Source organism: Bradyrhizobium sp. T-1 (assembly GCF_053592855.1).
Map to the genome: position 1 here is coordinate 1,848,114 of NZ_CM132115.1, position 15,260 is coordinate 1,863,373.

Annotated in this window: 11 protein-coding genes; 4 read left to right on the plus strand and 7 right to left on the minus strand. The window is 57.2% G+C overall.

All coding sequences use genetic code 11. From position 1 onward, the window contains the following. Positions 1-1,071, minus strand: a complete 1,071-nt coding sequence (locus tag ACWAT4_RS08940) for an acyltransferase family protein (protein WP_449730386.1) — start codon at positions 1,069-1,071, stop codon at positions 1-3. Next, a complete protein-coding gene (locus tag ACWAT4_RS08945; protein WP_449730387.1) occupies positions 1,072-3,084 on the minus strand; it encodes a hypothetical protein in 2,013 nt (670 codons plus the stop codon). It lies immediately after the preceding gene. Positions 3,085-3,398: 314 nt separating this feature from the next. Here ACWAT4_RS08945 and ACWAT4_RS08950 point away from each other — a divergent pair, with 314 nt between their 5' ends. Next, entirely contained in the window at positions 3,399-4,784 is a 1,386-nt protein-coding gene (locus ACWAT4_RS08950; protein ID WP_449730388.1) for an oligosaccharide flippase family protein, read from the plus strand. A 78-nt stretch (positions 4,785-4,862) separates the two neighbouring features. Beyond that, positions 4,863-5,942 (plus strand): acyltransferase family protein, encoded by a 1,080-nt coding sequence (locus ACWAT4_RS08955; protein ID WP_449730389.1) that lies wholly within the window; start codon positions 4,863-4,865, stop codon positions 5,940-5,942. Between the two features lie 20 nt (positions 5,943-5,962). Here ACWAT4_RS08955 and ACWAT4_RS08960 read toward each other — a convergent pair whose 3' ends face one another. From ACWAT4_RS08960 to ACWAT4_RS08975, 4 genes are all read right to left on the minus strand, one after another. After that, positions 5,963-7,147: a glycosyltransferase family 4 protein gene (locus ACWAT4_RS08960; protein ID WP_449730390.1), complete on the minus strand. Its 1,185-nt coding sequence runs from the start codon at positions 7,145-7,147 to the stop codon at positions 5,963-5,965. Positions 7,148-7,157: 10 nt separating this feature from the next. Then, positions 7,158-8,138 (minus strand): hypothetical protein, encoded by a 981-nt coding sequence (locus ACWAT4_RS08965; protein WP_449730391.1) that lies wholly within the window; start codon positions 8,136-8,138, stop codon positions 7,158-7,160. Positions 8,139-8,380: 242 nt separating this feature from the next. After that, positions 8,381-9,376: a glycosyltransferase family 2 protein gene (locus tag ACWAT4_RS08970; RefSeq protein ID WP_449730392.1), complete on the minus strand. Its 996-nt coding sequence runs from the start codon at positions 9,374-9,376 to the stop codon at positions 8,381-8,383. Beyond that, positions 9,373-9,951 carry a serine O-acetyltransferase gene (locus ACWAT4_RS08975; RefSeq protein WP_449730393.1) on the minus strand — a complete coding sequence of 193 codons (579 nt, stop codon included), beginning with the start codon at positions 9,949-9,951 and terminating at the stop codon, positions 9,373-9,375. Before ACWAT4_RS08975 ends, ACWAT4_RS08970 begins: the two co-directional genes overlap by 4 nt. 258 nt (positions 9,952-10,209) lie before the next feature. On the opposite strand from ACWAT4_RS08975, the gene ACWAT4_RS08980 reads away from it, so the two are divergent. Further along, a complete protein-coding gene (locus ACWAT4_RS08980) occupies positions 10,210-11,379 on the plus strand; it encodes a WecB/TagA/CpsF family glycosyltransferase (protein ID WP_449730394.1) in 1,170 nt (389 codons plus the stop codon). 61 nt (positions 11,380-11,440) lie between these two features. Continuing rightward, on the plus strand, positions 11,441-13,870 hold the full coding sequence (locus ACWAT4_RS08985) for a tetratricopeptide repeat protein (protein ID WP_449730395.1): 2,430 nt from the start codon (positions 11,441-11,443) through the stop codon (positions 13,868-13,870). 132 nt (positions 13,871-14,002) lie between these two features. Here the strand turns inward: ACWAT4_RS08985 and ACWAT4_RS08990 are convergent, their stop codons facing one another. Beyond that, a complete protein-coding gene (locus ACWAT4_RS08990) occupies positions 14,003-15,241 on the minus strand; it encodes a hypothetical protein (protein ID WP_449730396.1) in 1,239 nt (412 codons plus the stop codon). Positions 15,242-15,260: the final 19 nt, after the last annotated feature.

A 15,260-nucleotide genomic window follows, 5' to 3' on the forward strand; every position in this document is an offset into this window, starting at 1 on the left:
CTACGATGGCGCTACAACGACGATCGAGTTCGCTTTCTTTCGTACAAACGGGCGCTCGATCAGATGCCAACTCAGCCACCCGGCGAGGAGAGATAGCGGTAGGGCCGCGCTGAATACCAACAGCGGTGAACGGATCTGAAAAGCTGCAATGAGCGCCCCAGTTATCGGCCATGCATAGAGATACGTTCCGTATGAAATATCTGTCCGGCTATTCACCCTTGCAAGTCGGTCTGAGTGGATTCCGAAAGCAAAGTAGAAGATCAGATAGCTTCCAGCGACAGCAAAAGTCAGCTCTTGTAACTGCGGAATTGAAAAGCTCGCAATCCATGATCCGAGCGCAAGCAGAGCGAGCCACCATCGATAAACAATGACGTCCCGGAAGAGGTAGAAGCAACTTCCGACGCAAAACATTCCAGCCATACGGATGAATAATTGCGGAAAGCCGACAAGCTTAGCCAGCGGTCCGATGTAGGTCGGCCAGCCAACGGCGTAACTCGTCAGAAGGCAAGAGGTCAGAATGAGTGCCGCTAGTCTAGAGCGATAGAGCCCTATCGATCCAAGCAACGCCACCATGACGTAGCAACGAAATTCATATGGGATAGACCATGCCGACCCATTGAGTGCGTGAAACGCCAGGTCGGGATATCCTCGAATATCGGGCCAATTCAGGAAAGCGATGTTTGCGCCTGCCTTGAGATAGCTCTTCCAGTTCCAGGAAAGTAGGGTCGATCCCACGAGTGGGCTGAGGGCAGTAACGAGGATGGCGCAAGCCACAAAGCCCGGATAAATGCGACGTACGCGCTTAAGTAGGTAATCAAACAGGTTCTCGGAGGTCTGGAAGCTCTGTAGCACGAGGTAGCCACTGACGATAAAAAAGCCGTCAACAGCCAGCTCCCCGAACGTCATGATACCGCCGAAGTGCAAGAGAGCTTCGCGCGACCTGTTCCCGTCGATCATCTCCGCCGAGTGAGAAACGATCACCAAGCTTGCAAGCAAAAGCCGCAGAATGCCGAAATTGTTTTTGTGTTGAACCGATGGTGGTGACTTTGAGCGAACTATTTCTGTTGGCAATCAGGTTGTTCCAATGAAATTGGTGGTTGCCTTCCATACCGGGTTGGCAGTGTCGGTCTTGTTTGAATTTCCGGCTGTGGGCCAGTACCGAATACCGGCCCAAGTCCCGAACTGGCTGGTCAACCCGCCCTCCACGAACTTGGCGGGGCGGGTCCCTCCTACGCTGAGGAAGGCCGCGTAGCCTGCTGCGTACACAGCGGCAATCTCTGCCGAGTGTCCGCTGTTGATCAAGAATTCAGTAAACTGGGGCTGCCCGCCATAACCGTTCAGATATATGTCGCCTACGAAATGCGAACCGCCTTCGTATTGCCGGAGCTCGAGGCCGTTGGCGCTCGCCATGGTTTTTAATGCGGGCCAGTAGGTTGATTTGAGACTAGATACACTGACGATCGTCGTAAGGCCCTCAGAGCAAGTTCCACTGAGTAAACTGGCTGCGAGCTGTTGGCTGAAATATGTGTACTTCGTCGGATAAGTAATCGGATCAGCAGCAAACTTTGCGCTGCTTCGATCCATAACATCGAAAACGAGGGCATTCACTGCATAGTTGTTGCCTGTAACGTAAAGTGAGAAATTCGTCGCGTCTACGCCCATAAGTTCGAAGCTATCGGTCGAAACGTTCGTGACAGTTGCGAAGACGTTGTCGAGCTCTTTCATTCCATTTTGAATGAATATCTTGATGCGCTGGCCTTCCTTATAGCCGTGCGCCTTACACTGCACGAATGCGGGATTTGTCCTTGAGATGCTCGTAATGGGTTTCGACGACTGGAGATCCCCAAAATATCCAGTGGCGTAGACGCCCTTGAACAGGTCGTTGACATGCAACGTCGGCGTACTGCGCAAAGAATAAGCAACGCCAGCCAATTGCTGACTCAGGGGGCCGGTCGTAACCGTCTGAGTGTTGATGCAGCCCTGCCAACGAGATGCGTCGTTGTAGATGCCGCGAATGATCTTCATAATTTCCGCGGCGCGATATCCGTACCACATATTGTAGCGAGCGCCATTATTGGGCCAGATCGCGCTCCCCTGATCGAGACAATAGGAGGCTTGTTGAAAGCCGAAATTCCAGCACTCGTTGCTGTATTCGTAGGTCACTTCAACTTTCGTGTTCGCTTTCATGTAGGTCGCGAACTCTTGAACAAAAGCGTCTGTGCACTTGGCGGGCAGGCAGACGTGTATCCTGTGGCCTGTTTGATTTGCCAGCTTGCATAGTAGCCACGGGTGGATGCTGCCCTTAGCGCCGAGGCTGGATTTAAGCGGTTGACACCAGGCTAGGTAGCTTTCGTCGGCCAGTTGAGAAAAATTCATTACGTCGGAATTGTTGGTGGACTGCCAATCCATCAACCGCAGCGTATCAAAATTCTTGATAGTTCCGAGCCAGTCCGGATTGAAGGTTTCGCCTGCGGCGACGTTAGTCGCGTATCGCTGCTGGTAGATGCGAATATTGTGCGGCGGATTGTTTCGGTCCTTCAGTGTTAACGTCAGTTGGGTGTTGCCCGGACGCGAGCCCATCTGAAAGGTGATCTTATTCGATCCAACAGCGGTCTGACTGCCGCCGGCGGTCAAGAAATCGATTTTGCCGACGGCACTGCCGTCCCACTCTGCGATCCATGTCTCGCCGGAATAGTCGCAGCCGGCAGCCACCTGAATGCTGCTTGATGGAGGAGCGAAGAAGATGCGCCTTATGTTCAGCAGGTCAGCTGGGGCAGGACTTAGGATTTCTCCTGTGACGGGCGACAGGTAAATGCCCGCGCTCCAGATTGCTGTTCCGGCAAGATCTCCTAACGTTCGCCCGATCGTGGGTGTGTTGGCGGTCTTCCACCAGTTCAGGAAAGGACTGTAGCCGTTGTAGTAGGTTGGTCCGCAAAGCCCCAATGTGGCCGGCTTCAACGCGGTCGTGGTGGTGGTGCCTACCTTCGCCGCCAAGGGGGCGGGAGCTGCCTTTGCGGACGTCACCAGGCTGGCGGCCGAGATCAACTGGATGGCCTGGCGCCGCGTGAATGAAGAAGTGACCATTATAAGCTCCGAGTTCCACCTTTTCGTGTACACCTCATCGTCTCGCAGCTTAATTTCGGGTAAATCTAACAGCGGGCTGCCCGAAATGACGAGGTACGGTTACGAGGAACTTAGGTTTTTCTGAAGTTTTCAGTGGCCTGGTATCATGGTCATGCCGATGTCTGCCGGGACGGCGGGACTTGGTAACTAAAGCTGTAATGCGCTTTACGCTGCCCGCCCTTTGGGCCAAAAATGGCTGTATATTACCAATTCCATTCTATAGGAAGAAGATAAGGCAACCATTGATCCCTATGTAATCCTGTAAAGCCATTCGCTTGTCGTTAACTGCAAAACTGAGCTCCAAGCCGCAACCATTAACCAAGCGCTTCATCGGAGCAAGTGCCTGGACGTTCGCGGGCTATGGAATGGGACTTGTTATCCGGCTGGGTAGCAATCTCCTCTTAACGCGGCTGCTCGTTCCAGAAATGTTTGGTGTGGTCGCGATCGCGACCGTTTTGCTTGTTGGGTTATCGATGTTCTCCGACATCGGGCTCGGTCAGGTGATCATTCGCAGTCACCGTGGTGAGGAAACTGTCTTCACCAACACCGTGTGGACAGTCCAAGTCCTGCGGGGCGCACTGCTATGGCTCGTGGGAATGCTCGTCAGCTTAGCTCTAGCTGTTGGGGCTAGGGTAGGGCTGGTAGGTTCGACGAGCGTATATGCCGACCCGAGTTTACCTGGAGTGATCGCTATCCTGTCAGCAACTGCACTCATCGATGGCTTTGCGTCGACCAAAGGCGCCCAATCTCGGCGCAATGTTCAGTTAGCTAAGATAACTCAGCTCGATATAGCCGCCCAAGTGATCGGTCTTCTCTGCATGTTCGCGTGGATCTACTTCGATCGTTCTATCTGGGCGCTGGTATTTGGTGCGATCGGCGGGAGCCTTGCGAAGACGAGCTTGACGCATTTGTGGCTGGATGGCCACAGTAACAGATTGCGTTGGAATACCTCCGCGTTCCGCGAGATTTTTGACTTCGGAAAATGGATCTTTCTCTCATCCATTCTCGGCTTCTTCGTTTCAAACGCCGATAGGCTTCTACTCGGAGGATTCGTTAGCGCTCGAACACTTGGAATCTATTCCATCGCGTTTACTCTCGCGAGTGCGCTCGATCTTATCATGTCGAAATTGATCAATGCTGTCGCGTTTCCTGCATTTAGTGAAATCGTCAGGGAGCGGCCGGAAAAACTCAGGCAAGTTTACTATAAGGTCTTTGGCACCATTGCTGCCGCCTGCTTTTTTGGCTGTGGCGTTGTGATTGTGTGGGGCCAAGACCTCGTCAATCTGCTCTACGATGTTAGATACTCCGATGCGGGATGGATGCTCCAAATTCTGATTTTTGGAGCTCTCACAGTTCCGTATCAAGTAGCCATTCAATGTTTCTTCGCTTTGGGTAAGCCCCACATATATACGCAAATCCTTGTTGGTCGTCTGATAGCTTTGGCCGCCGGCTTGGCGCTCGGCTTCCACTTGTTCGGACTCGCCGGCGCGCTATGGGGTATCGTTACGAGTCAATTGCTTCCCGTGTTCGCAATCTTGTTTTGGCTTGCCCGCCTGAAGATACTCAATCTTAAGCGAGAGCTTTTGTTGCTTACCGTTATCCCGGTCGGGCTTATTGCAGGACAGGCTCTCTCATGGACGCTGCACTTCTTTCATCCGTGACCCTTCGATTGTCCGGTTCACCCCTTGGCGTCGTACTATTTGCTATTTGCGAGGAGCCAGAGAAGATGGGGCTCAGAATTGAAAGATAGGCTGGGCTGGGTCGAGTTTGGCCGGGGATGGGCTGCCTTCATGGTCTTCGTCGCCCATGGTTTTTACATGGGCGTGCCGGCGCAGTACGACTTCACTTTTCTTTGGGGCCGCTGGGGTGTTTGCTTTTTCTTTGTGTTAAGTGGCTTCATCATCGCCCATGTCCATTGGAGAGACATCGGAGCGCCATCTCAAACTTCAAATTTTTTGTGGCGCCGGTTTATCCGAATATTCCCAACTTATTGGCTTGCGCTATCTGTTTTTATCGCCGTCCGAAATGGACTTGGGAATCCTGACTACAGGTTGGTGTTCACGCCAATGGAGCTCGCGGGAAACGTTGCGCTCTGGCCGGGCCTTCCTGATTTGCTTGTGCCTATGGCGTGGACTTTGCGGCATGAGATGCTGTTCTACACCCTCTTTGCGCTGGCTATTGTTGATAAGCGATTGGGACTTGCCGCCTTTTCGATCTGGCTGGCTCTGCTGCTGTGGAACGTCGTCCATCAAACGCCCTGTGAAATGCTGACAATCGCTGCACAGCGCTGTATGGCTCAGAATTCGACCACCACGCCCACATCGCCCGCATGGCTTCTTCTCACGGCGAACGTGAATCTGTACTTTTTTGTGGGAATGGGACTCGCATTGGCGTTTCGTGCAGGTGCGATCGGGCGCGTCACTGGGATTTCGGCCGTAGTATGCGCAGCATCGTTCTTCGTCGATCAATCGATTGAATCGACCTATGCTTTAGGGCTGTCCCAAGCCAGTGCGTTCTCCACACTTGTATCGTTGGCGATTTGGCTGTCCACCAAGCTCAGGGCGCCGGCGTTTGCGCTATGGTTCGGGGACATTTCGTACGTCTTTTATTTGTTCCATATGACGGTGATGTTGGTGGCACATGGTCTGCTGAAGCGCCTGTCCCTGCAACTGCCTTGGCAGATCGAGCCAGTCTTTGCCCTTCTGCTTGCTTTGCTGGCTTCCCACATCATAACGAAATATTTCGAGAGGCCTGTGCGCGAGAAGCTAAGCCGACGCAAAGCCCGCGGTTCAATTGCGCAATCTCCACAGCCGTCGTGAATTTGATGGTCGGCGAGGCGTCAAGGAAGCTCGTCGGCCTGCTTGATTAGGTTTGCTGCCTTTTCAGTCCAGCTTAGCAACGGATCAAAGAATTGCTCTCGATAACGATCACCCGCTTGGACCAGCCTAGTCGTCAACTCGGGATCGTCAATTAAGCTGCGGATGCAGCTTTGATAGCTGGTGACGTCATCAGGCTGCGCTTCGAGCGCTGCCTCTTCGATCAGCCTTAGAGCCGGGCATACGTCCGACGTAATGACCGGGCGTCGTGCCAAAACGGCTTCGATAACAACTTGATTTAGCCCCTCCGGGAATGCTCTTCTAGTTGGCACGACCACAACATTTGACTTATCCAGGAACTCGCTTAGCTCCGATCGACTAAGATGGCCATGGGCGAACATGGCGTGCCCAAGGCCAGACGATAAAATTGCTTCTTTCAAGCTGCTCAATTCAGCTCCATCGCCGCAGAAATCGACTCTCAGGGAGTAACCGCAAGCGATCAAGTTGCGGACGGCGCTCATTAGATCGAAAACGCCTTTGTCGATTTCAATCCGTCCAGCATAGAGAATGCGGAAGGGGGACTGAGCAATACTGGGCGGGCTAAATCGCTCAAAATCGGCTCGAGAATAGAGCGGATAAAAAACTGTTATCGGTACGCGGACGGCTCCCAGCTCACGAATTTGCCTTTCGATGATAGGGGAGGCCACGAGGCAGCCCGCGCAGTGATGTTCGAAGAACCATCTGTTGAGAACATCGACAAACTTTCTTGCTGAAGTCCTTGTCTCACCCTTGCCGCGCAGGACTGTATGAATAGAGACATAAACTCGCTTACCCATCATCGACAGCGGAGAAAGCAGATAGAAGCTTGTCACGCCGTCCATGACGATTACGTCGGTCGATTTGCTTTTCCAGGCATCAAGCCAGAGGTGCCAAGCAAGGCGCCATTGGTCGACATGGAAGCCTAAGCCAGCGGACTTTGAAGGCCGCGGACGTGCGCGAATCTCAAAGCTCGTGTCAGAGATTGCCGCCGATGCGTCGGATGGGAAGGAGGCTATGCCCCTTCGACCGAGGCGCTTGCAAAGATCAAAAAATTGGCCGGAATACGTTTCTGCAAGTTGCCTTTCGTCGCGAAGTCCTTCGCGCCACCGCCGATAAGTTCCCGAAACATCCCCGGCAACCGCGGCATAATAGATCGCCTTAGGATCCATCAAGTCTTCCTCAGTAGTGGGTCGCTTGTTTCGCGAATTGTGTAGCGCGTCGCTCGCGTGCAAGTTTGAGGAGTCTACGCTGCAGGCGAGTCACGAGCGCCGCGTCGGTCGAGATCGGAGTGTATTTCTGAATCAGTTCTACGCGATCGGGCGGCAATTGCCGGATGTATTCGCTCGCCCAGCTCAAAGCGGGTTTATGTAGAGAGTTATGATAGTGGAGGATCTTCACATCGCCCATCGCCAGCAGGTTTGCATTCTGCTTAGCCAGCGGATTGATATTGAAGTTCATTGCTGGCGTGAATTCTGAATGCTTCAGCTTTAGTTTTTGGACGGCAAGTGAAATAGACACTTGGTCTTGGTGATAGATGCCGGCTTGCTTGGAGCCGACCTTCTCTTCCAACAGGCGAGCAATGACTTCGAAATGTGCTGCGCCCAGTCCTGTCGTGGTCCTGTATGTGTAAATTCCTCCTTGCCAATATGCTCGGATTGTTCGCCGCTCGGGAAACGATACGATCTCCGGAAAATCCGCGAAATTGAGGCTGAAAATCTCGCAGAGTTTGCGCCAATAGGTTGCGTTTGCATCGGACCCATCAGAGCCGAGATAACCCTCGCCGGCGCGCGCTACAAACTGAGCATGTTCAGCAGGGGTTACGTCATCCAAAGGCTGCAAGATGACCATGTCGCCATCAAGCCAAGTGATGTTCGGCGTTGAAACTTGCTTTTCAAGCGCGGACATCACGGCGCTCTTATTGGCGTTGTTCCACCAAGCCAATTTCGAGTTGAACGGCTCGTCCACAAACTCCACTTGAAGACGACGAAACTCGGATATCGTTGTGGCCTTCAACTTGGGGCCGCGTCTTGGCTTTACAGCAATGAACGGTGCATTAGCCCATGCGCCCCCAAAAGCTCTCAAGGATTCGGCGAGCATCAGGACTTGCGGTTCTAGTCCTCCCGCTTCAACGCAGGTTACAAAAGTTGTGCTGGAGGTCATTGAAGTTCTATCTCCAAAGCTAGGCCTGATCTTTGACAGGGTAAGGTTGTCGTTCCCTCTCGTCGCTCCATCGGCTTACCCGGCTTGGTAGCGCTTAAGAGTATGATTTTCATGAGATTTTTGCGGTCTCATAATCGGAGACCGGCGAAAATTAAATATTTTCGGCTTTTCAATGCCTTAGCTACTGTGCATGGGGTTGTTTTCACATTTCATGTTCGAGGCGGTCCGCGCAGCGCTGCGCATCACTTGTATTCAATGATCTGGCTCCGCCCCTTGAGCAGCCGGTCGGCCGCAAAGCGGAGCTGGCCGAGGCCTTCGGCAAATCGTCCGAGCAGCTCCAGGCCGGCAAAGCCGATCCGGTCCCGCAAGGCCCCCGGCTGCCGCGGGATGCGGCGCACGAGCTGCAGGGGGTAGATCAGCAGCAAGGCGAGGCCGGGCGCGCCGAAGGCGATCACGGCGAGCGCACAGGCGAGCGGCAGCCAGATGCCCCACAGCCAGGCTCTTCGGCTCTCCCACACCCAGAGCCGTTCGGGCGGGGCGCCGTGCGCGGACCGCCCCAGCGCAAAGGCGTAGCCGCTCCGCACGTTGCGGCGCCACCATTGGCCAAACCGCGTCATCGCGGCGTCGTGCCGCGTCATCTCGGCCTCGATCCGCCAGATCGTCCAGCCGGCGGCGCGCAGGCGCACGCACAGCTCCGGCTCCTCGCCGGCAATGAAATCGTCGCGATAGCCGCCGACCCGCTCCAGCGCCGCAACGCGCATCATGACGTCGCCGCCGCAGGCGCGCGCCTGGCCGAGCGGGGTGTTCCATTCGGCATCGCAGATCCGGTTGTAGATCGACCGCTCCGGATGCCGCTCCCGCCGCCGGCCGAACACCGCAGCCGCATCCGCCCGCTGATCGAGAAACGCGCCGGCCGCCGCGAGCCAGCCCGCGGCGAGCTCGCAATCGCCGTCGACGAATTGCACGAGCTGCAGCTCGGGCGCCAATTGCATCAGCCGCCGAAACCCCGCATTGCGGGCGCGCGCGGCGGTGAAGCCGTCGCGCGTGTCGAGCTCGACCACGTCGATCCCCTGCGCACGCGCGAAGGCGACCGACCCGTCGCTCGAGCCGGAATCGACATAGACGACCCGCGCCGCCGGCGCCGCCGAGGCGAGGCACCGCTTGAGCCGTTCGCCCTCGTTGCGGCCGATCGCCACGACGCCGCAGGCAAACGGAAGCGGCCTCTCGCTCCCACTCACAGCGCCACGTCCCGCAGCGCCTCGGGCCGGCGCGGCTTGATCACGGCAGGCACGCCGATCGCGATCGAGTTCGCCGGCACATCCGACAGCACCACCGCGTTGGCCCCGATCACGACGTTGTCGCCGATCTTGATCGGCCCCAGCACCTTGGCGCCGGCGCCGATATCGACATTGTCGCCGATCTCCGGCGCGCAGGGCTCGTCGACCCGGCGCAATCCGACCACGACGCCGTTGCGGATCCGGCAATTGTCGCCAAAGCGGGCATAGCCGCTGACGATGATGCCGCCGAAATGGTCAATCACGAAATTGCGCCCGACCACGGCTTCGCACGGCAGCTCGATCCCGGTCAGGATCTGAACCAGCTTGTAGAGGACCTTGTAGAGAACCGAGACCGGCTTGCGTAGCAGCGCCGGCCGGATGCCGTAGCGCCAGCGCCCGAACCGGTAGACCAGCATGACCCAGAAGCCCTGGGCCCCGCAGTCGCGGCCATGCGCGGCATAGTCGGCCCTGACGTTTTCGAACATGAATGAAGCCAGCCAGAAATAAATGGTCTCGAGACCGCCTGTCCGGTCCATTGCCAGCTTTGCAGCCTACCGTGCCGGGCTGATTATGCGCAAGATTAACCCCCCGAACGAAGGGCCCAAGGGCCTTGCGATGCTGCGGCAAGGTAAATTGTCGCCGGACACCTACTTTCGTCGCGAAATTAATCACCGCCATTAAATCGGCTTCCAGCCGTCGCCTCACGTGTGTTATTTAGGGGCGATCTTTAAAAAATGGTTTTTTGGGCAGTTTGCCCGGCCGTTCACACTGCATCAGTTCGCGAGACCTCGATTTTGAGCACGTTCCAGACTGCCCGTCTCGGCCAGCCGGCCCCTCCTGTCGCGCGCCCGGCGCCAAAAAACCTCGACGATGGCGAGAAGGGCGAGGCCACGCGGGATCTGTACGGCCTGCTCGGGCTGCCCGTCGATGCCGTCGATTTCCGCTCGCTGATCCAGGCCATGGACGCCGCCGCCGCGAAGCGCGAGCCGTTCCTCATCTCGACGCCAAACGTCAACTTCCTCATCAAGAGCCATCAGGACGTGGCGTTCCGCGACAGCATGCTGCTGAGCGACGTCTGTCTCGCCGACGGCATGCCCCTGATCTGGATCGCAAAGCTGCTCCGCGTTCCGATCCACGAACGGGTGGCAGGTTCCGATCTGTTCGGCCGGCTGAAATCCAGAACGGAAAACCGCTTGCGGGTCTTTCTGTTCGGCGGGACGGGCGACCTCGCCGAGAAGGTCGGTCTGCAGCTGAATGCCGAAAAATGCGGGCTCGAATGCGTGGGCGTGCTCAATCCGGGCTTCGGTTCCGTCGAGGAACTGAGCTCGCCCGACATCATCGCGCAGATCAACGCCAGCGGGGCGGATCTGCTCGCGGTGTTCCTGAATGCCGAAAAGGCGCAGGCTTGGCTCTTGCGCAACCATCATCGCCTGTCGGTTCCAATCCGCGCGCAGTTCGGCGCGACCATCAATTTCGAGGCGGGCACAATTCGCCGCGCCCCGCCCTTGATGCGGAGCACGGGGTTCGAATGGCTGTGGAGAATCAAGGAGGAGCCTTATCTGTGGCGGCGCTACTGGGCCGATGGCAAAGCGCTGCTACAGGTCCTCTGCACCTGCGTCCTTCCGCTCGCGATCGCTGCCAGGGTCTCCCGGCAACAGGCCGAATTTGCGATCCGCTCCATCCAGCGCGACGAGAGCATGACGATCAGCCTCACAGGCGCAGCCACGGCCGATAAAGCCAATTCCCTGCTCCCCTTCGCGACGCAGGCCGTGAGGGACCACAAGTCGATCGAAATTAATCTTGCCGGCGTCGATTATATGGACGGCCGGTTCTTCGGCGTATTAATCGGCGTGAAGCGGCAGCTTGCGCGACAAAATCTGTCGTTGACCATCGTTGGTCTTTCTCCGCGTCTGCGGCGAATTTTCCGGCTGAACAGGTTTGAATTTCTTCTGTCCGATCGGTAATCCTGCGTCGGCAAAAGACGACCTCCGTGCGATGCGAGCACGCAAAGTTTGGATACCCAAAATGAAGACCAGGCTCGATTTGGAACCTCGCTTTGCCCGCCAGGTGGTCGTGAAGACATTCGGCTTTGCTCTGACCGCCGCGTTGCTCGGCGGTTGCGGCTCGCCCGAGCAGCGTTCCCAGCAATATTACGAAAGCGGGATGGCGCTGATCGCCAAGAATGATGATCTCGGCGCGCGGCTCGAGCTTCTCAAGGCAGTCAAATACAAGAGCGACAAGGTCGAAGTCTGGAAAGCGCTGGCTGGCATCGATGAGCGCACCAAGGCCAATTCCCTGTTTCTCGATCTGCGGCGCATCGTCGAGCTCGACCCCAAGGACCTCGATGCCAGAGTGAAGCTCGCCAGGATCATGGTGGCTGGCGGGGCGGCCGAACCTGCCATCAAGATCCTGGATGCCGCCAATGAAGGCGACAAGCCGAACGCGATGCTTCATGCCGTTCGAGCCCTGGCTCTCATCAGAACAGGCGATCCAGCGGCCGCCCTTCGAGAGGCGCAGCGGGCCTACGAGATCGATCCCGCGAACATCGAGGCCGTGAACCTGCTGGTGTCGAAGAAAGTTGCCGACAGAGACATCGACGGCGCACTGCGAATGCTCGATGCGCTGCCGCCGCTGTCGCGGGCGACAGACCGTGCCAGCACCGCGCAGTTGCGGATCGAGATCCTCAGGCTGAAGGGCGACTTGGCTGGCGCGGAAAAACTGGCCCGGCAATTGGTGACCGACTTTCCGCAGGAAGCCTCGTATCGTCTCGGGCTGATCCAGCTTCTCACGGCCGAGCGCAAATATGACGAGGCGGAGCAGGAGTTGCGCGCACGGGTCGCCGCCAGTCCCACCGACACCAAAGTCGGTCTCGACCTTGTTCGATTCCTCAATACCTTCAAGAGCCCGGCGGCTGCACACGCCGAACTCGAGTCGCGGATCAAGGCTGGCGGGGACACGTTCGACTATAAGTTCGCACTCGCAGAGCTGGATTTTGTGAGCAATCACCAGAGCGAAGCTATCTCGTCGCTCCAGAAGCTGGTTTCGGAGTTGGACAACGCCGATCGCAAGCTGAAGACCCAGGTCAGGCTTGCTGAGATGCTGGTCGCCAAGGGCGACAAGGCGGCGGCAGAGCCGCTGATCTCTGAAGTGCTCGCAAAAGACCGTAGAAATTCCGGCGGCCTTCGTCTTCGCGCTGCGCTCAGCCTGGACAAGGGGCAGACGGATAGTGCGATCGCCGACCTGCGTGAGGCGCTCAACGACCAACCGAAATCGCCGGAATTGCTGCTCGCGCTCGCCCTTGCATACGAGCAGGGCGGTAAGCCCGAACTCGCGGATCGCCAATACGCGGACGCCCTGAAGAACTCCAATCTCAATATTGAGGTGGCGCTGAGATACGTTGCGTTTCTGCAACGCAGGAACGATGCCGGGCGTGCCGATGACGTGCTGACGGAAGTAGCAGGTCGTAATCCCGGCAATTTGCAGGTTCTCTCGTCGCTGGCGCAGATCAAGCTCACCCGTCAGAACTGGCCTGGAGCGCTGACGCTTGCGGACACCATCACGACGATCAAGGACGGTCGCGTAGTTGCGGACCAGATCAAAGCCGCGGCCTATGCGGGCCAGCAGCGGTTTGCGGAGAGCATCGTGGCGCTGGAAGATGCGCACAAGGCGCTTCCGGAAGCGATCCAGCCGGCTGTTGCATTGGCGTCCGCCTACATTCGGTCCGAACGCAGCGACGACGCGGTGAACCTTCTGCAGGACATGAACAAGCGCTATCCGGGTAATGCGGAACTCCTGGTCGTCCTTGGGCAGACGAAACTGGCGCAGAAGAAGGATGCTGAGGCGGTTGCCAACTTTGAGGAAGCGATCAAGCAGCAGCCGAAGGATCCGTCCGGATATGGCGCGCTGGCTGACTTCTACATTCGCGGCAAGAATTATGACGCTGCCGAGCGCGTCTTGCAGAGCGCCATGAAGGAAAATCCGCAGAACCTGAATCTGAAGATGTCTTCGGCGAGCTTGCAAATTCTGAAGAACAACAGCGCGGGTGCCATCGCTCAGTATGAGGCGATCTTGAAGGACCAGCCGCAGGCTCAGTCTCTCATCGCTATCAACAATCTGGCAAGTCTGCTGCTCGACACGCGCACTGACAAGGAGAGCCTTGATCGCGCTGCGGCATTGGCTGAGAGCCTCAAGGTGGCGAACGTGCCGCAATTCCAGGACACGATAGGCTGGGCACGTTTCAAGCACGGCGACACCAAATCCGCGATTGCGATCCTGGAGACGGCCGCGGCCAAGTCGCCTAATTTTGCGGCCGTCCATTATCATCTTGGTCTTGCCTACGCAGCAGACGGTCAGGCGCAAAAGGCGAAAGAGGAGTTGGCGGCAGCCGCGAAGGCCGAGCCCGACGGGACCGAACTCAAGAAGAGCATCCAGGACGCGCTCAAGCAGCAGCCCTAGTTCAAAGCACAGTCCGGAAAGCGCGAGGCCGCATTTTGCAAGGAACATGCTCCGCTCAGCATGCAATGATGATCCATCATCGTCGCGCTTTGTGAGGCTTTCGCCCGACTGCGGTGCTCGTTCCGCGCCTGATTAGTTGCCGTGCGGGAGCACGAGGAAATTGTGGGTAGCAACGAACATCAGGCTGTGTGAGTCTGCGGGACCGGTGCCAGAAACGGTCGGCGTGCCGGTGAGAGGATCGAAGATCGTCGTCCCTGTGCTCGCAAAGCGGTGCTGATAGCGATAGGTGAACTGCAAAGATACGTCGCGGATCGGATTGTATCCGTAGGTTGCGGAAATCGAAGCGTAGTCGGTCGTGGTCGTGGTGATCTGCCGGTTGCCGCTCGCCGAGATAGTCAGGTTCTCGCGGCTGTTGATGAGATAATTCACACTGGCACTGACGGTGTCTCGCTTGATCAGCGAACCTACGATGCTCGGTCCAACAGACTGACTGGCAATGACCGACAGCGTCGCTGTCTTCATGAATTTGTAGGTGAGAACAGCGTCGCCGATCCAATCCAGCGCGGTGCTTCCAATCGGGACGGCCGAGGTGACGCCGCCGATCGCGGATGTCGAAACGCCGCGGTCCGTCACGAGATACGCAGCGCCGATATTGCCCCTAAAGGACAGTACGGACGACAGGGCGGTGTCGATACCGACTTGATTGCGATAGATGTCGACCTGCGTGCTGAATGCATTGTCGTAGGCGAGCAGCTCGGCCTCCGACGACAGGCTGACGCCAGTCGTGGAAGAGACGCCGTGTCGCCACGATCCGCGTGCCAGCGTGTCGGTAAAGGCGGTGCCGCCACTCGATGGCTCATAATAGGTTCGTGTCGAGGTCGCAAAGAGGCTGACGGTATCACGCGCGCTCAGAGCACGATCAATTCCGCCGGTTGCAGTGACCCGATCGATAAAGCCTGTGGCCGGGGAGATGACGCCGAGGTCGTTCAACAGCGCCAGTGCCGTACTCTGCTGTCTCCATGCGGCTTCGACGAATTCGCGGTCGAACTTGTTTTTCTCGTGCTGCTCGTAGTGCGCTTTCGCGCCGTAGGAAAGAGATTCGGTCGAGGCTCCTTCGACGCCAGGACCCCAATATTTCCTGTAAGTGCCATCACCATCGAAAGTGAGCTTGGACGTCGGTGTGAGAGCCTCGGCCGTCCCGGTGATCGTCGAGTAGGAACCGACCGATCCCGCCGGGGACGACCTCAGAAATTGGTTGCTGTTGAGCTCGATCGTCTCGCTCTCGGAGGTCTTGAGCGACCAATCCCACGCGAATGCGGCCGCCGGAGCAAGCCCGAGCGACATCGAGACCGCAATCGCAATCCTCTTCACAGTTGGTCCCGCCCCCGGG